The organism is Gemmatimonadaceae bacterium (assembly GCA_037721215.1).
In the GTDB taxonomy this organism is placed as follows: domain Bacteria; phylum Gemmatimonadota; class Gemmatimonadetes; order Gemmatimonadales; family Gemmatimonadaceae; genus UBA4720.
This window is the reverse complement of record JBBJNV010000008.1, coordinates 64,006-79,912: the sequence shown is the minus strand read 5'-3', so window position 1 is coordinate 79,912 and position 15,907 is coordinate 64,006. Positions and strand designations below refer to the sequence as shown.

Here is a 15,907-nt window from a genome sequence, read left to right as displayed (position 1 = left end):
TCAACGCTCGAGCTGCGCGTATCCTGCGCGGTAATAGAGCAGCGGCTTGCCGTCGCTGGCGCTGGCGAATTCGACCTCGCCGAAAAAGACGTCGTGATCGCCGGCCTCCTGCCGCGCGGTTACGCGACACTCGATGCTCCCGAGCACATCATCCAGGAGCGCCAGGCCGGTTTGTCCGCGGGAATAACCGATTCCGTCAAAACGGTTCGGGTCGACTCCCGAGAACCGTCGCGCAAGCGCTTCCTGGCCCTCGGACAGGATGTTGACCACGAAATGAGTTGCGTCAAGCAGCGATGGATACATGGATGCCGAATGATCGATGCAGATCAGGACAAGAGGCGGGTCGAGACTCAGCGAGGAAAATGCACTAACCGTCATACCCTGGTCGTTGCCCGCCGGACCCAGGGTCGTGACGACTGTGACGCCGGTGGAAAACCTGCCGAGCACCGCCCGGAACGCATCATGGTCGATCGTCACGCGTGGCTGGGAAGCGAAAACATCATTTGCAGCAGATATGAAGGCCTGAAGATCTCGCGTGGTGGCACAAAATCGCCCACCACTCCAACGAAGATGTCGGCCATATCCCGCCGCCGCGAAAGAACCGTCGCCGCGCGATTGAGGATCGCGGGCACCGCCACCGCGGCGCCGACGAGCCGCTCCACCTTCCATTTTCCGGAAAACTCCGACCGGCGCGCGGCTTCGTACGCGCCAAGCGGCCTGTCTGGGTTCCGCCCGCGGGCACGGGCGATGACGGATTCCGCGATGAAAGGAGCAGCAATCTCGCCTCCCCTCAACGCGGCGTAGATACCCTCGCCTGTAAAGGGATCGAAGAAATCAGCGGCATCTCCCACGAGTGCCGCTCCGCTTGTCCAGGCTTTCCGTGCAGACGATGCGAACGGACCGGTAGCGCGCACCGGGTCGACTCTGGTGGCATGATTGAACATTGCGGCGATGCGTGGTCTCTCCGTTATCCAGCTTTCCAGGAACTCGGTACGACCCGCTGCCACTTCCGCGGCCCGTGATACCGGGACCACCACAGCGACGTTGGTCAGCCCGCCGCCGACTTCAGCGAGACCGCAGTAACCGCCCCGGTCGACATGCATTTCACCGAATCCCCGCATGCCCTCGACACCATCGTAATGCGTGACGAGAGCAATCCGGCGCGGCCATGCGCTGGCGCGGATGAGATTGAGCCGGCGGCCAATCACAGATCGCAGTCCATCCGCGCCAATTACAGCCGCGGCGCTTCGCTGCGTCTCGCGCTTCGTTCCACCTCCAGTTACAACTCCTGTCACCCGCCCTTTTGCGCCTTTCACTACGTCGGTCACGCGCGTTCCTTCCTCGATTCGAACCCCAGCTTCGCGCGCTCTTTCGAGCAGGATTGAATCGAGCACCGTGCGGCGAACCGCAAGACCACGGTCGCGAAAGCCGCGGAAGCCGTGGTCGGCCGAAAACTCGCCATGGATGATGAGACCATTGGGTGCATGCACCCGCATTCCCGCAAGCTGGGCGGCCCCGGAATCTTCAACCGCGCTGAGAGCGTCCATCGCGGAGAGTATGCGGGACGCCTGCGGACTCATGTATTCCGAGCACACCTTGTCACGGGGAAAAAGAGCGCGGTCGAGTAGCAGGACGTCAATTCCCTGACGCGCCAGAAAATACGCGGTCGATGAACCGGCTGGGCCGCCGCCGACGACAATGACCTGCGCATCAGCCACGATATGCCGCCTGCGGAGCGCCGGTCCACAATCCCGAGCGCGCGATGCGCTGAAACAGGCCCATGTACTGCCAGTGAGGCCTGGGCAGTCTCAAAATTGCCGCGGCCCGCGTGAGGTATGGCAGAACGCTCGATCGTGAGTCGGCTGAAAACATGAAGCGGGGATGATGCGCCGCGAACTGCTGCAGGCGCATAACCGCGGAGTCAAACTGAAGGGCCGACGAAAAGTAAAATGTCGGGTCGAGAAGCGAGTCGTCCTTCGCGATCGTCCCTTCACTGATGGCGATGCGATGAAGGGTCGTGCCTGGATAGACACGCAAGCCGACGGTGAGGTATACAGCATCGCCTCGCTCCAGCCGCCATGAGGCAAAGCGCAGGGTTTCTTCTAGGGTGGCTTCGGTCTCTCCCGGCCCACCAGCCAGGAATATCCACAGTGTCCGGATACCGGCATTCTCGACTCGTTCGGCAACCTCGCGGACCTTCGCAGCCGTGAATCCCTTCTCCAACCGTTCCAGAACCGGGTCACTTGCACTCTCGGCGGTGATACCAAGCGTTCTGAAACCTGCTCGCCGCATTGCCGTTAACAGCTCCGTCGAGGCCGTTGCAGGTGTGAAGTTAGTGGTGTCGAGATGGACGTTCAGTTTCCGCTGCGTGATCGCCTCGCAAACCTCGATCGCGTGGCCGGGCGGAGAGTTGAATGTCGAATCGACAAAGTCGAAATTCCTCACACCTGCCTTCTGTTTCAGCTCCGCAATCTCGTCGGCGACAAGTTCCGGATTTCGCGTGCGATACCCCCAGCCTTCGACATTGCGGTAAGTGCAGTAAACGCATCTGTACACGCAGCCGCGCTTCGTCTGAATAGGCACCGTGGCTCCGTGCCGTTGGTAGCGCCTGATATCGACCCAGCGGTGCAATTCCGGCTGGGGAAGGGCATCGAGGTCCGCATCTTCTCCCGGCGGCGTAAAATGCACCCGATCTCCGCCGTTACGGACCACTCCAGGGATACCATCAACTTCGCGTCCTGAAGCGAGAGCACTGACCAGAGCGACGCTGGCGCGTTCGCCGTCTCCGGCGACAGCATAGTCGACACCAAAGTCCCGGAACAGTGCTTCCGGAGCCACTCCGAACGCCGCTCCGCCGGCAATGACTTTCGCCAGCGGTGCAGCCGCCCGCAAAGCGGCGACGATTGAACGCGCTTCGGGAGTGTAATGCCTGAGTGCAATGGCGTCGCTGTTGTCGATATTCCTGATCGAGACGCCGATAACAGCAGGTGACATTTTGCGCGCGGCTGCCGCGGCGGCCTTCGCCGGATCCCGAACAAAGCAAAGATCGAGGAACTTCACATCGTGACCTGCGGCCGCCAGCGCGGAGGCGACGCAGGCGAGCCCGTTGGGAACGACTGGATAGGGCTGCCTCTCGCGATTGGTACTCACGAGCAGAACCCGCGCCCGACTCGTCACGTTCGGCACTGGTTTCTCTGGCAAATCCGGTAGTTCGTGCGACAAGTAGTCTCGTTTCAGATCAGCTCGGTCCGGCAGCGGCGTTTCGCAGGACGACAACGCAACGTCTGTGCTTCTACCCTGGTCGAAGCCAGCCGTTGCGCCCAGGCGTTCCTTTTACGCAACCGCATTGCAAGCGGAATTGCAATAGCTTTACTCCTCGCCGCCACCTGTATGCCGACCTCCTGGACGCCGCCACCAATGCCCCCGCCTGTCAATGCGCGAATTCCGCTCAGTCTCCTCGAAGCCATACGTCGCATGGACACCCCGGAGGAGGACACCCCGGAGGGCGACATCGAGACTGAGTTCGTTCAGGAGCTGCGTAACAAGCGGCTGGGTCTGAGCGACACGGTATATCTGCAGATCCGCCGGTACTCGGACGCAGTGAAGCGCGGGCAGAAGATTCCCTACGCGGAGGCTTCCGGCCTGGGCACTCTGATCGGACGCCGACCGGATGCCGACGCGCTTTTTCGAAGTGCCGGGCGCATACTGGCAAGCGAGGTTTACGGAGCTGTGCCGTCGACTCACCGCACGACGATCAAAACGGTGCCCGGGCTGCTGGCAAGGCCGCTCGCTCTGAAGCATGTAAAGGGTATCAGCGAGAGCGATTTTGGGGGAAGCCTCGAGCGAAGCGGTGCTTTTCTGACACTTAAAGTTCCGCATTCCGTCACCGTCAATGGTGCACCGAAGTCGGCCGGTTGCGTATTCTATGAATCGGCGCTGCAGGAGTTGCTAAGGCTGATCATCGACGGCGGCGGGCCCGTGGAACATCTGCTTTGCACGCAACGCGGCGACCGGCAGTGCGAATGGCGTGCTGAATGGCGTGCGTCCGGACCTCTCACCCACTGATATGCTGACGCCAGAATCCCTTCCCGCCCTTCAGCTTGCACTGAGAGATGCAAACCTCGACGGCTGGCTGCTATACGATTTCCACGGCCTGAATCCGGTTGCGAATGGCATGCTCGGCTTAACGGGCATGGGGACGCGCCGCATCTTCGTGCTCATACCGAGGGAGGGAGTGCCGGTCGCCGTGACGCACGCTATTGAGCAAGGTCCATGGCTGAGCTGGCCACCGGCGTGGACGAAGATAAAGTACAGCGGATGGCGGGCACTCGAATCCGCGCTCCACAGCATGGCGGCTGGCAAACGTGTCGCGATGGAGTACTCCCCGGGTGACGCTGTTCCTTACCTCGACCGGATTCCCGCGGGAGTGCTCGAGATGGTGGCTAATGCGGGTGCCACTGTCGTCTCGAGCGCCGATCTGGTGAGCCGTTTTTACGCTGTCTGGAGCGCAGCCGATCTTGCATCGCATCAACGCGCGGCGACAATCATCGCGGGCATCGCGCAGGAAGCGATGCGGCGCGCGGGCGAGCATGCCTCCGGTAAAACGCCTCTGTCGGAGTTCGCGCTCCAGCAGTGGATCCTCGAACGGTTTGCCGCCCTAGGTCTGTCGACCGATCATGGTCCCATTGTCGCGATCGGACCAAACGCCGCAAATCCGCATTACGAACCGCCGGCTGAGGGATCCTCCATGATCAGCCGCGGAGACATCCTGCTCATCGATTTGTGGGCCCGGGAAGATGGCGGGGTGTTCGCTGACCAGACGTGGATGGGTTCCCTGGGCGAGCCGGGAGAGCGCGACATGCAGGTGTGGACTGCCGTTCGCGACGCGCGCGACGCGGCGATTTCACTGGTGCGTGAAAGGATCGAGAGTGCTACGCCTGTGCAGGGGGGCGAAGTCGACGATGCCGCGCGAGCGGTAATTGCATCGCGGGGGCACGGGGATGACTTCATTCATCGGACTGGCCATTCGATCGATCCGCGCGATCTCCACGGCTCGGGCCCGCACATCGACAACCTTGAAACGCGTGACGACCGGCTCTTGATCAACGGAGTTGGTTTCTCCATCGAACCGGGCATTTACATCGCCGGGGAAGTGGGAATGCGGAGTGAGGTAAACGGATACATTGGTGACGGCGAGCTGATCGTTACACCGCGGGAATACCAGAGGGACATGATCGTGGTGTAGGTGCCGGCCCGTCGCTCGCGCGATGGCTATCGCCGCAGACTATGCCCGAACGTTGTCCAGATTTGCGGGTCCGAACCCTCGATACCGGCAAATACAAACCGGTTCACGCCTGTGCGCCGGGCGGCCGCTATCAGAAACTGCGTCGTCTCATGGTCATTGATCCAGATGTCCCAGCCATCCCGCGGTGACGACGCAGTCAGTGCGCGAGTCTCTGCGTCCCGCCTGAACGCCAGTCCTTCGGCAACAACCAACGCCTGTGCTTCACTGTATGTAATGCGGCGCGCGGTGCCATCGCGTTCCCATCGGTAACCCGAAAGGGGCAGCTCGGCGATGACGCGGCTCGCGCCCACTTCCGCTGCCCTGATTCCGATCTGACGTCCGAACCAGACGGGCGTGGCGAACGATCCTGGAGCAGTTCCCGGACGGTGCTCACCCATTAGCCTGAGGACGATGAAATCGGCTGTTCGCGCAATGAGCGCTCCAGGATACGCCGCCGTGTCGGCCGCAGGAACGACGAAACCTATGGGACCCAATACATATGCCCGGGCTGAATCGGCGATTGCGCGCGTTACGTCGATCAGCTGCCGGATGTCCGCGGCGGTCATTCCCTGGAGATCGATAATCATGGCGTTGGCCCCGGCCTTCCGCGCGTGCGCGGCGACAGCGCCGGCCGTTGACGCCAGAGCCTGGGAATCAGCCGCCAGCGCGCGCACCGTTTCGGGATGATGGCGCTGGCCCTGAAATGATGTCACGACTGCGGCACGCAGCACGTTTTGATTTGTATCCCGGTCGGTCACGGATCTCGCCGACGCTGCCCGGTTCTGCCGGGAACCGGGCGTCTCCTCCTGATTCTTACCTGAGTCGGAAGCGGGTGTGCTCTGAAGGGGGATGGTAGTCTGCAGCGCGCGAAAACTGAGAGTGTCCAGTACGATTGGGCCGGGGCTTGTGGCTCCGGCAATGCCAGATGTCCGTGCAACTTCCGGCGTCAGCCAGAAACCAGGGCCGGTACTAACGCCTGAGGGAAACCGCCCGCAAGCCGCAACCAGGCCCGAAATAACGAAACACAGCACGCACCTACCAAATCTTGTAAAGATCTTTACCATTCCAACTTCCTGAAGTAAAGATTGCTCTTGATATCTCCCGGACTTACTTTGACCGGTTGTACCTGCCGCAGCCCACGCCCTCGGGGGTGCTGAGTTAATTGCGAGGAACCATTTCATGTCAAAGAGCACGCTTTCGTCAAAGGGCCAGGTCACGATACCAAAGCGGGTACGCGAGGTTCTCAACATCACGGCGGGCGACGAAATCTATTATGAGGTGACTGGGAGCACGGTGACGCTCCACCGCCTCGACCCATTCGACGCGGCTTTTCATGCCGCCCTGGGCACGACCGTGTCCGAAGAGTGGCTTAGCGCCGAGGATGACGAGGCGTTCGATGATCTTTGAAAGATGGGATACTGTCGTGGTGCCGTTCCCGTTTACCGACCGTGCCGGGTCGAAGCGACGCCCCGCCCTTGTATTGAGCAGTAACGGGTTCAACGGCGAAGGGTATACACTTCTGGCGATGATCACTACTTCGCGGGAAAGGGAATGGCCCGGCGATACGCGGATCGGCAGTATCGATTCCGCCGGCCTCACCGTTGATTGCTTTGTGCGGCTCAAGCTCTTCACTCTCGATAATCGCCTGGTTCTTCGCCGCCTTGGTACGCTCGGCGAGGATGACCGCGGAAAGGTAGACCTCGCCCTCAGGAATATTTTAGGTGCATCCCATTCTCCATGACCACTTCTGGCTCTCCCAGGGCTGGTTCCATTCATCCGCCCGGACTCGACGCATGTTGAATCGTAATTTTCGCTTTCGTTTCGGCCTCGTTTGCGTGGGCTTGGCACTCGTTTTCAGCGTCAGGGACGTCTCCGCTCAGGCGGCGCGCGTTTCCCGGCCCGCGCCGCGCGCTGCCGATCTGATAGTCGTGAACGCGCGTATCTACACGGTCGATGAGTCCCGGCCTTTCGTGTCCGCTATCGCCGTTCGGGATGGGCGTGTGCTGTTCGCGGGCTCGGACCGCGAAGTGCGTTCACTTGCCGGACCGCGCGCGCGGGTGATCGACGGCGGCGGACGAGCGGTGATCCCCGGAATGGTGGATGCGCACGCGCATCTCCTGGGTCTTGGGCAATCGTTGCGGAACGTTCAGCTGGCTGGCTCAGCGACCTATGAAGAGGTGATTGCGCGGACCGTCGCTCGTGCGCGGCAGCTCAAACCGGGCGAGTGGGTAGTGGGCCGGGGATGGGATCAGAACCTGTGGCCCGATAAACAATTTCCTGCCCACGACGCTCTTTCGCGCGCGCTCCCGGACAATCCAGTGGTTCTTACCCGCGTTGACGGCCACGCAATCCTCGCGAACGCAATGGCGATGCGACTCGCTGGAGTTTCGGCGTCGACAAAGGACCCAACCGGCGGTCGAGTTGTGCGCGCGGCCAATGGCGCACCGTCAGGGGTATTCGTAGACAACGCCGAAGGCCTTATCGGGCGAGTCGTTCCCGATCTTTCGGGCGACCAGACGCGCGACGCGGTGCTGGCGGCAGTGGCAGAGGCCAATCGATGGGGCCTCGTTGGAATTCACGATGCCGGGGCCAGCCGCAGGACAATCGACATCTCCGAATCGCACGCACGCCAGGGCAGGTTCAATCTGCGCAACTATGTGATGATCAGCGATGACAGCGCCGACATCATGCACTACATGAGACGCGGACCACAAAGCGGCCTGCATGACGGACGACTCTGGATCAGAAGTATCAAACTTTACTCCGACGGTGCTCTCGGCTCGCGCGGTGCAGCCCTTCTCGCGTCGTATTCCGACGATCCTGCCAACACCGGATTACTGGTTTCCGCACCCGCACATATACAACGCGTGTCAACGCTGGCATTACGGAATGGCTTCCAGGTAAATGTTCACGCAATCGGCGATCGCGGTAACAGAATCGTACTGGATGCGTTCGATGCCGCGTTGCGGACTGTTCCTTCCGCGGGTCACCGCTTTCGCGTCGAGCACGCCCAGGTAATTGCCCCTGCCGACATCCCTCGCTTTGCGACGCTTGGCGTCATTCCATCAATGCAGGCAAGTCATCAGACGAGCGACATGCGATGGGCCGAGGCGCGCGTGGGGGCGCAGCGGGTAAAGGGTGCGTATGCGTGGCGTTCGCTGCTGAACACCGGCGTGATCATTCCAAATGGCAGCGACTTCCCGGTAGAGGAAGTGAATCCGCTCATATCGTTTCATGCTTCGGTTACGCGGCAGGACGGCACCGACTGGCCGGCTGGCGGATGGTACCCGGATCAGGTCATGTCGCGGAGCGAAGCGCTCAAATCGATGACGATCTGGCCGGCGTATGCTGCATTCCAGGAGGAATCGATGGGTTCGCTGGCGCCCGGCAAGTACGCAGACTTCGTGATACTCGATCGTGACATCATGAGAGTACCGGCGGGGGAGATTCTCAAGACGCAGGTGGTCTCGACGTTTATTGGTGGCCGCCCGGTTTACGAACGCAAATAGAAGTGCAGTGAGCGGGGGCTTGGCACGCGCGTTGCCCATTCACGTCGAGTAGTATCAATCAAAGAATATCAATTCCCGCGGTGTCGGGAATTACGGGAATATAGAATGATCTGTCGTTTGTCCGGCGTCACTGCCATTTGTCTGCTGGCGCTGAACGCCTGCTCCGGTGAAACGAAGGCTTCGGCGGCTCAGCCGCGCGTTGAGAAAAAAGAAGGCAGTGTGCCTCCGCGTACCTCGGCCGTCGTGGCTTCGGCGGTTCCATATCGCGCAATCAGCGTGACTGGGGGCGCGACGATCGGGGGGACTGTTGATTTCACGGGAGCGATCCCCGCCGACTCTGTAATTCAGTTCGCGGACGGTCGATCCGGGTGCGGCCGCAGCGTTACCGATGAGCTGGTCCAGCACTCCGGATCCCGGATCGGCGGCACGGTGGTGTGGCTTACCGATATTCGCGCCGGCAAGCCGATGTCTGCTGAGCGCAGGTTCGAGTTGTCGAACAAGGAGTGCCTTCTTACTCCGAGAATTCAGGCGGTGCTTGCGCCCGGTACGCTCAATGTTGCAAGCGAGGATGTCGAGCTGCACCGTACGAGAATCATCAATGTCGGAACGGGTGAGACAGAAGCAATTGCTCCCTTCAACGACAATGGTGAAGTCGTTCCCCTCGACCGACTCCTGACGAAGCCCGCGCAGCTCGAGGTGATCTGCGATCTGCATCCATGGTCCAAAGCATGGATTCTCGTATTCGATCATCCGTACTCAGCAGTATCATCGAGGACAGGAGAGTTCAGCATCGACAATGTTCCAGCCGGAACCTATAACCTGAAAGCGTGGCACCCGGTTCTGGGCGTAGTCGAACAGTCAGTGACGGTGACGGCGAGCCAGAGTGCAAAGCTCGTTATCCAGCTTCCGGGGCCGGTCGTGGCGGTGCTGCCTGGTGCAGCCTCTCCACGAACAGCCGCCCCTGCAGCTCCAGGGACGGCTGTTCCGGCGACTGGCGCGGCAGCGCCTACCGGGTGAAGAAGGACAGGCCTGCGAGCAGGCCGATCTGACTGTCGGTGTTGTCCCCGAAGTTTCCGGCGAAGTTGGCTTCGAAGCGGCTCGAGAGCCGGCTCAGCAGTGGAACTTTGAGGCCCACTCCGACGCCAAGCAGACCGTTCGTGTCGCTGACATCGGTATCGTTATCGTCATCGCCGGCGCTGAAACCAACCAGGCCCGCGAACGGCCGGACATAAACGCCCGCACGCATGCGGTCGGCTCGGGGTGACAGATGGTACAAGGCGCCTACCTCGGCGCGGTAGAACGAGAAAGTGTCGCCGCCACCGGTGACGATTCTAAGGCCGAGCTTGGGCTCAATCGAGATCCGGTCCGTCATGACGAAGCCGGCGCGAAAACTCTGCGCAGGGATGTCGATCGTGGTCTGTGAGTTGTCTCCCAGGCCGATGGCAACACCAGCATCGATACCGAGCTCCACGCCTCGGGCTATTTGCGCGTGTGCTGGTGCTGCTCCAAGACTCAATGCAGATGCAACTGCCATTGCGATCCATATCTTCATAAATCCTCCCATGTAAAGGTCACCAGGCGCGGAAACGCGCCTTGAGGAATGAAACGCATTCAGGCCGAAAACGGTATTGCCTGCCGCCGCCGAGCGGGGGGTCCGGCGGTTCAGATCGTCGATGCCATTTGGGGCTCGTTTCTGAACTGCCCCCTGTAAAGACGCGAATACACGCCTTCTGCAGCCAGCAGTGCCGTATGCGTGCCCTCCTCGACCACTCGCCCGTGATCGATCACCACCACGCGGTCGGCGCGAAGCACAGTGCTCAGACGATGCGCGATGATCAACGTCGAACGGCCACGCAACAGCTCCTCCATCGCCTCCTCGACCAGCCGTTCGCTCTCGCTGTCGAGGCTCGATGTTGCCTCATCGAGGATCACGATTGCCGGATTCTTGAGGAATACCCTCGCAATCGCGAGTCGCTGGCGCTGCCCGCCGGACAGCTTTACGCCGCGCTCACCGACAAGGGTATCGAACCCCTCGACGAGCCGGTCGATGAATTCCGTCGCATGCGCGGCAGAGGCGGCGCGCCTGATGTCCGATTCCGGTGGCATGGCCCCGTCCTCCATCAGCGCGTAGGCAATGTTCTCGCGGACAGTGCCGCTGAACAGCGCCGGCTCCTGCGGAACCATGCCAATCGCCGCGCGCAATTCCCTCAGGTCCAGCTCGCGGATATCGTGCCCGTCGACGCTTATGCGGCCTCCGGTCACGTCCCAGAACCGCGGAATGAGCGAAGCAATCGTGGTCTTGCCGGCTCCACTCGAGCCGACAAGCGCAACTACTTCACCGGGGGCAATCCGCAATGACACACCGCTGATCACGTCCGGCAGTGCAGGAGAGTAAGTGAAGTGCACGTTTTCGAGGTCGACGGCGCCGCGTACCGGGGTCGCCAGCGGAGTTGGTTTCGCCGGGCTGGCAATATCGGGCTCTGTCTCGAGAAGCTCGAATGTTCGCCGAGCGGCGCCGACCGCCTCCTGATAAGCCCCGAACAGCGATCCGAGCGACCCAACTGCCCCGGCCACGTACAACGCGTACAGCAGAAACGATACGAGAGCGCCGGCGGTCAAAGTGCCTTCCAGCACGAGGCGGCCGCCCTGCCATAGAACCGCGACCACGCCGCCGAAGGCGCAGAACGTGAGAATGCCGAAAAAAGTCGCGCGAATGAGCGATCGATCGATGGCAGCGGCAATGACGTGCGCCATGTGCGCGGTGTAACGCCGCGTCTCTTCGCCCTCGCGTGTAAAGCTCTGCACTGTGCGAATCTGCGAGAACGCTTCTTCCGCAGTTCCGGTGGCCTCGGCGATACGATCCTGAACGCCGGTGCTCGCGCGACGCAGGCGTCTCCCAAAGAAAAATGCGGCGCCGACAACGACCGGAACCACCGCAAGCGTCGTAACTGCGAGGCGGGGGTGGGTCATCGTCAGCAGCACTATGCCGCCGATCAGAAACAGGGATTGCCTTGCAAACTCGGAGAGGTTGTAGCTGAGGACGGTCTGCAGCACCGTCGTGTCAGCAGACAGCCTGCTCGTGATTTCGCCCGTACGGCGTTCGGTAAAAAACCCCGGCGAAAGACGTATCAGGTGGGCGAAGAGATCGCGCCTGAGAGAAGCGACAATTCGCTCTGAGGTGATGGTGAGCAGATATACCTGCGAAAAATTCAACAACGCCTGCACCGCGAACAGCGCTACCAGACCAAGCGCAATCTTGTTCAGCAACGATGAATCGGCCGATATGAATGCAGCGTCCAGCATATGTTGCACAATCTGCGGGAACGCGAGCGCGATTCCAACGCTGATGAGAAGACACGTGAGCGCTGCGGCAAGCCGGGATGCGTGAGGCCAGACGCGGGGAAGCAGTTGTCCCAGCGGCCGCGGAGAAGGCACGCGCCGGGACGGCGGCTTCTCAGCCATCAGATTCCGATTTTCTTGTCAGCCGCCATCGCGCAAAAAAGAAGCGCCAGATAAAGAAGCGAATACTTGTAGACCCACCACGCAGGCGCCGTCCACTCGACTGCCCTGCGCATCCGGATGACCCCACCAAGAAGCACCAGACCAAGCACTACAGCAGAGACGAGATAAATCATTCCGAATGCGCCAAAGGTCACTGGAAGTACGGTGAGTGCAATCAGAATGACAGTATACGAGAGCATCTGATTCATCGTCTCGCGTTCGCCCCACACCAGCGGGGCCATTGGGACACCAACCCTGGTATAGTCACGCTGCTTGAGCAGTGCGAGCGCCCAGAAGTGGGGGGGAGTCCAGTAGAAGATCACGGCGAACAGATAGACGGCGACAAGGTCGATGCGGCCGGTCATCGCGGCCCATCCCACCAGCGGTGGAAACGCTCCAGCGGCACCGCCGATCACGATGTTGTGGGGCGTAGTCCGCTTCAGCCATCTCGTGTACACGTAGACATAAAAGTAGAATCCCGCAAGCGCCAGCGCTGCCGACAGCACGTTGACGAAATAAGCAAAGAGGAACGTGGCAGCGGTGGCGAGAGCAATGCCGAATGCGAGTACCGACGTACCACTGATCCGCCCTCCGGGTATCGGCCTCAGGCGTGTGCGCGCCATCCGGTTGTCGATATCACGATCATGGTACATGTTGACCGCGTTTGCCCCGCCCGCCATCAGGTAGCCGCCGACCAGTACTATCAGCACCAGCAGCCACCCGGGATTGCCGGCTACGAACATCGGGGCGATGGTGGTGACCAGCAGCAGGGAAATGATCCGGGGTTTGGTGAGCATCACCATGTCCTGGAGCAGCGTGCGTTCAGCGGTCAGCGCTGGAGCTCCCATCACGCCGCCATCCGTTGAGTCATTGCAGGACTCGATGCATGTCCGCCGCGAGACGCAAGCACCGTCAGTACGACGATCGCCAGCCACAATAATGTTCCAACCGCCTGGTGGAGCGATCGGAAAACGGGCGGAAAGCTCATCTCTACCATCGCCCCGGCAACCAGAAGCTGCGTGACGCCCAAAGCGAGCGCGATCCGTGCGGTACGTACTATCGTGCCGGGTTCGTTCCGTCGGGCGGCGCCCCGCGCAACCGCCCAGAGATGTCCGATCAGAAGGAACGCGAGCACGCGATGTACAATTTGCACTGCGAGTCCCGCCCCGCCACCGTTGATCGAGCGACACCAGGGAAACCCGCCGCACGACGCAGCCGCACCTGGCAGGTTGGCGGTGAGCGCACCGAGTACCAGCACCGCCAAAGCCATTACGAGCCCGATTCGGGCTGACATGACCGTTCGTGCCGATGCGCCGGACTCACGTGATCCACCAAATGCTCCACTCCGGATTGCGATTACGGCAATCACTGCCAGCAGTGACATGGCGATCGTCAGATGCGCGGCAATCACCAGTGGATTGAGCCCAAGCTTTACCGTCACTGCACCGAGGAGCGCGGCGGAAACGACGAGAAAAGTCGCCAGCCCGGCAGGCCGAAGCAGTCCACCTCGACCGCTCATGCCAGGTCGAGACCGGCGCGCCAACGCGACAATCAGCAGAGCCGCTACTACAATCGAAAGCCCCATCGCCATGTAGCGGTGAGTGATCTCAATTACGAGGTCGACGCGGTCGAGAGGAGGAAACCATGAGCCAAGACATCTGGGCCAGTGATCGCCACATCCCATTCCCGAGCCAGTGATGCGAACGATCGCACCGAACACAATCTGAGCTACCACGAGTACCAGGGCGACATATGACAGACGCCTGAAACCTTTCAACGCACGTTCATCGGGCACCGTGTCGTGAATCAATGGATTGCGCGCCATGTTGCGCTCAGCAGCAGAGCGAGGCCAATCGCAGGGCAAACCGCCCATAGCATCTCTGATCCGCGGCGCGATTGGGGGATGGACGACGCCTGGCTTACGTCAGCCGGGGGGAGGAAGGCTGCGCGCACTACCGCGAGCTCAGCGACGATGCACAGTGCGGCGGCAATCCAGAAGACAGTCTCGGCCAGTGCCTGACTCATGCAGTCAATCGGGCGAGACGGTCAGGCTCATGGTGCGCATTGCGGCTAAAGCTACTCGCGCGCGGTGACTGTTTGCAGTAGCGTTGCGGGATGAAACAGCCTGGCAATGCTGATCTTGCTGGCTCGCGCGGAGGCCACCACGCCGACGCTAGCGCGCCCGCTTCTTCTGGTGGTGGCGAGCCTTCGACCACCTCCGGGGCTGGTGACGGCCCGCTTCCGCGGCGCATCGGATTGTGGACCGCGGTGGCCATTCTGGTTGGCTCCACCATCGGCTCGGGAATTTTCCGATCTCCGGCCGGCATAGCAGACAAACTTCCCGGCACGCTGCCGCTTCTCGCTGTCTGGGTGACCGGCGGCATTTTTGCGCTTTGCGGGGCACTCAGCCTGGCTGAGGCGGGGAGCGCGTTTCCCCAGACCGGCGGCGTCTATATCTATATAAGAGAAGCGTGGGGCAGGCTGGCGGCGTTTCTCTTTGGCTGGTCGGAGGTGACGCTGATCCGGGCTGCGGCACTCGGCGCGACATCGACGACGTTTGCTGAGTACTTCGTGCGAGTGACTGGCAACAATCCGGGTCTTGCCCCTTACGATGGCTATGTGCACTACATCGCCGCCGTCGCGATTCTTTTGACTGCCGGGTTCAATTACGTGGGCGTAAGAACGGCGGGTGCGGTGCAGAATATCACCACGCTGGCCAAAGTCGGTGGCCTCCTTTTCATCATTGTGCTTGCGTTCAGCCTGGGCCTTCCGAAGACCGGCGGGAATTACACGCCTGTAGCTCCAAGCGGCAGTTTCTCGATCGGCGCGTTCGGGCTGGCGCTCGTCTCGGTCTTGTGGGTTTATGACGGCTGGGCCGATTTGAGCTTCGTCGGCGGAGAGGTAGAGAATCCGCGGCGGAATCTGCCGCGCGCTCTGATTATCGGCACCGTTGCGATCATCGTGATTTATCTGCTCGCCAATCTGGCTTATCTCGCCGTTCTGCCGGTATCCGAGATGCGAACCTCGAAGCTGGTTGCGGCCGACGTCGCAGACCGGCTCCTCGGCAGCGGCGGCGTTGCTTTCGTGGCGATTGTCGTGATGATCTCGACCTTTGGCGGCCTGAACGGCTCGATGTTCACCGGCCCGCGGGTTTTGTTTGCGATGGCGGATGACAAGCTCTTATTCAAGAGCATGGCCGCGGTGCACCCGCGGTATCATACCCCTTACGTGGCGATTGCGGTGTCCGCGATGCTGGGGGTGGTTTTCGTTCTTGCCGGAACTTTCGAGCAGCTTGCCGATGCATTTGTGACGGCGATCGTGCCTTTCTACGCAATGGCCGTCGGGTCTGTGTTCGTGTTGAGGCGCAGGGCGGATTACAACCCGTCGTTCCGGGTGCCGGGCTATCCCGTGGTTCCAGCGCTATTCATTCTGTCGACGACGCTGCTCCTCATAAACGCCATCGTTGATCCCTCGAGCAGATGGCCAACGCTTGCGGTGCTTGGCGTGATACTGGTGGGAATTCCTGTCTATTTTCTGACTGTTGGACGGGCGCGGCCAGGTGCGGCGTGATGCGTCGCGGGTGCGCCGCGATTCGCTGTTGCCGGAGTGTTAC

General features: G+C 61.2%; 16 protein-coding genes. 7 read left to right on the top strand and 9 right to left on the bottom strand.

The annotated features are described in order from the left end of the window. From WKF55_05735 to WKF55_05725, 3 genes are read right to left on the bottom strand one after another with little or no spacing between them, the layout of a single operon-like run. A complete protein-coding gene (locus tag WKF55_05735) occupies positions 1-477 on the bottom strand; it encodes a flavin reductase family protein (GenBank protein ID MEJ7759076.1) in 477 nt (158 codons plus the stop codon). Next, positions 474-1,718, bottom strand: a complete 1,245-nt coding sequence (locus tag WKF55_05730) for an NAD(P)/FAD-dependent oxidoreductase (protein ID MEJ7759075.1) — start codon at positions 1,716-1,718, stop codon at positions 474-476. The genes WKF55_05735 and WKF55_05730 overlap by 4 nt, the downstream gene beginning before the upstream one ends. Beyond that, a complete protein-coding gene (locus tag WKF55_05725; GenBank protein MEJ7759074.1) occupies positions 1,711-3,177 on the bottom strand; it encodes a radical SAM protein in 1,467 nt (488 codons plus the stop codon). The genes WKF55_05730 and WKF55_05725 overlap by 8 nt, the downstream gene beginning before the upstream one ends. Positions 3,178-3,417: 240 nt before the next feature. Between WKF55_05725 and WKF55_05720 the strand changes: the two genes are divergently transcribed. Further along, a complete protein-coding gene (locus WKF55_05720; GenBank protein MEJ7759073.1) occupies positions 3,418-4,065 on the top strand; it encodes a hypothetical protein in 648 nt (215 codons plus the stop codon). Position 4,066: 1 nt separating this feature from the next. Then, positions 4,067-5,245 carry a Xaa-Pro peptidase family protein gene (locus WKF55_05715; protein ID MEJ7759072.1) on the top strand — a complete coding sequence of 393 codons (1,179 nt, stop codon included), beginning with the start codon at positions 4,067-4,069 and terminating at the stop codon, positions 5,243-5,245. A 26-nt stretch (positions 5,246-5,271) separates the two neighbouring features. Here WKF55_05715 and WKF55_05710 read toward each other — a convergent pair whose 3' ends face one another. Then, positions 5,272-6,042: a hypothetical protein gene (locus WKF55_05710; GenBank protein MEJ7759071.1), complete on the bottom strand. Its 771-nt coding sequence runs from the start codon at positions 6,040-6,042 to the stop codon at positions 5,272-5,274. Positions 6,043-6,463: 421 nt separating this feature from the next. Here WKF55_05710 and WKF55_05705 point away from each other — a divergent pair, with 421 nt between their 5' ends. From WKF55_05705 to WKF55_05690, 4 genes are all read left to right on the top strand, one after another. After that, on the top strand, positions 6,464-6,691 hold the full coding sequence (locus WKF55_05705; protein ID MEJ7759070.1) for an AbrB/MazE/SpoVT family DNA-binding domain-containing protein: 228 nt from the start codon (positions 6,464-6,466) through the stop codon (positions 6,689-6,691). After that, positions 6,681-7,025 carry a type II toxin-antitoxin system PemK/MazF family toxin gene (locus WKF55_05700; GenBank protein ID MEJ7759069.1) on the top strand — a complete coding sequence of 115 codons (345 nt, stop codon included), beginning with the start codon at positions 6,681-6,683 and terminating at the stop codon, positions 7,023-7,025. The genes WKF55_05705 and WKF55_05700 overlap by 11 nt, the downstream gene beginning before the upstream one ends. Positions 7,026-7,077: 52 nt before the next feature. Next, positions 7,078-8,793 (top strand): amidohydrolase, encoded by a 1,716-nt coding sequence (locus WKF55_05695; protein ID MEJ7759068.1) that lies wholly within the window; start codon positions 7,078-7,080, stop codon positions 8,791-8,793. A gap of 105 nt (positions 8,794-8,898) precedes the next feature. Then, positions 8,899-9,810, top strand: coding sequence for a carboxypeptidase regulatory-like domain-containing protein (locus WKF55_05690; GenBank protein MEJ7759067.1), 912 nt, complete (start codon positions 8,899-8,901; stop codon positions 9,808-9,810). Here WKF55_05690 and WKF55_05685 read toward each other — a convergent pair. The 5 genes from WKF55_05685 to WKF55_05665 form a co-directional block, all read right to left on the bottom strand. Further along, complete coding sequence (locus WKF55_05685; GenBank protein MEJ7759066.1) at positions 9,800-10,345, bottom strand: outer membrane beta-barrel protein; 546 nt, start codon at positions 10,343-10,345, stop codon at positions 9,800-9,802. The two genes, WKF55_05690 and WKF55_05685, sit on opposite strands and share 11 nt — an antisense overlap. A 110-nt stretch (positions 10,346-10,455) precedes the next feature. Then, positions 10,456-12,255, bottom strand: coding sequence for an ABC transporter transmembrane domain-containing protein (locus tag WKF55_05680; protein MEJ7759065.1), 1,800 nt, complete (start codon positions 12,253-12,255; stop codon positions 10,456-10,458). Continuing rightward, on the bottom strand, positions 12,255-13,142 hold the full coding sequence (locus tag WKF55_05675; GenBank protein MEJ7759064.1) for a heme o synthase: 888 nt from the start codon (positions 13,140-13,142) through the stop codon (positions 12,255-12,257). Before WKF55_05675 ends, WKF55_05680 begins: the two co-directional genes overlap by 1 nt. Then, entirely contained in the window at positions 13,142-14,119 is a 978-nt protein-coding gene (locus WKF55_05670) for a COX15/CtaA family protein (GenBank protein MEJ7759063.1), read from the bottom strand. Before WKF55_05670 ends, WKF55_05675 begins: the two co-directional genes overlap by 1 nt. Next, on the bottom strand, positions 14,101-14,319 hold the full coding sequence (locus WKF55_05665) for a hypothetical protein (protein ID MEJ7759062.1): 219 nt from the start codon (positions 14,317-14,319) through the stop codon (positions 14,101-14,103). The genes WKF55_05670 and WKF55_05665 overlap by 19 nt, the downstream gene beginning before the upstream one ends. Before the next feature lie 90 nt (positions 14,320-14,409). Between WKF55_05665 and WKF55_05660 the strand changes: the two genes are divergently transcribed. Then, positions 14,410-15,864 (top strand): amino acid permease, encoded by a 1,455-nt coding sequence (locus tag WKF55_05660; protein MEJ7759061.1) that lies wholly within the window; start codon positions 14,410-14,412, stop codon positions 15,862-15,864. Positions 15,865-15,907: the final 43 nt, after the last annotated feature.

What these genes read in the sequence shown, in the direction of transcription:
- WKF55_05700 (MEJ7759069.1), top strand. Translation starts at nt 6,681, where the DNA reads ATGATCTTTGAAAGATGGGATACTGTCGTGGTGCCGTTCCCGTTTACC.
- WKF55_05680 (MEJ7759065.1), bottom strand. Translation starts at nt 12,255, where the DNA reads ATGGCTGAGAAGCCGCCGTCCCGGCGCGTGCCTTCTCCGCGGCCGCTG.
- WKF55_05695 (MEJ7759068.1), top strand. Translation starts at nt 7,078, where the DNA reads ATGTTGAATCGTAATTTTCGCTTTCGTTTCGGCCTCGTTTGCGTGGGC.
- WKF55_05685 (MEJ7759066.1), bottom strand. Translation starts at nt 10,345, where the DNA reads ATGAAGATATGGATCGCAATGGCAGTTGCATCTGCATTGAGTCTTGGA.
- WKF55_05675 (MEJ7759064.1), bottom strand. Translation starts at nt 13,142, where the DNA reads ATGGGAGCTCCAGCGCTGACCGCTGAACGCACGCTGCTCCAGGACATG.
- WKF55_05705 (MEJ7759070.1), top strand. Translation starts at nt 6,464, where the DNA reads ATGTCAAAGAGCACGCTTTCGTCAAAGGGCCAGGTCACGATACCAAAG.
- WKF55_05665 (MEJ7759062.1), bottom strand. Translation starts at nt 14,319, where the DNA reads ATGAGTCAGGCACTGGCCGAGACTGTCTTCTGGATTGCCGCCGCACTG.
- WKF55_05720 (MEJ7759073.1), top strand. Translation starts at nt 3,418, where the DNA reads ATGCCCCCGCCTGTCAATGCGCGAATTCCGCTCAGTCTCCTCGAAGCC.
- WKF55_05690 (MEJ7759067.1), top strand. Translation starts at nt 8,899, where the DNA reads ATGATCTGTCGTTTGTCCGGCGTCACTGCCATTTGTCTGCTGGCGCTG.
- WKF55_05670 (MEJ7759063.1), bottom strand. Translation starts at nt 14,119, where the DNA reads ATGGCGCGCAATCCATTGATTCACGACACGGTGCCCGATGAACGTGCG.
- WKF55_05660 (MEJ7759061.1), top strand. Translation starts at nt 14,410, where the DNA reads ATGAAACAGCCTGGCAATGCTGATCTTGCTGGCTCGCGCGGAGGCCAC.
- WKF55_05715 (MEJ7759072.1), top strand. Translation starts at nt 4,067, where the DNA reads ATGCTGACGCCAGAATCCCTTCCCGCCCTTCAGCTTGCACTGAGAGAT.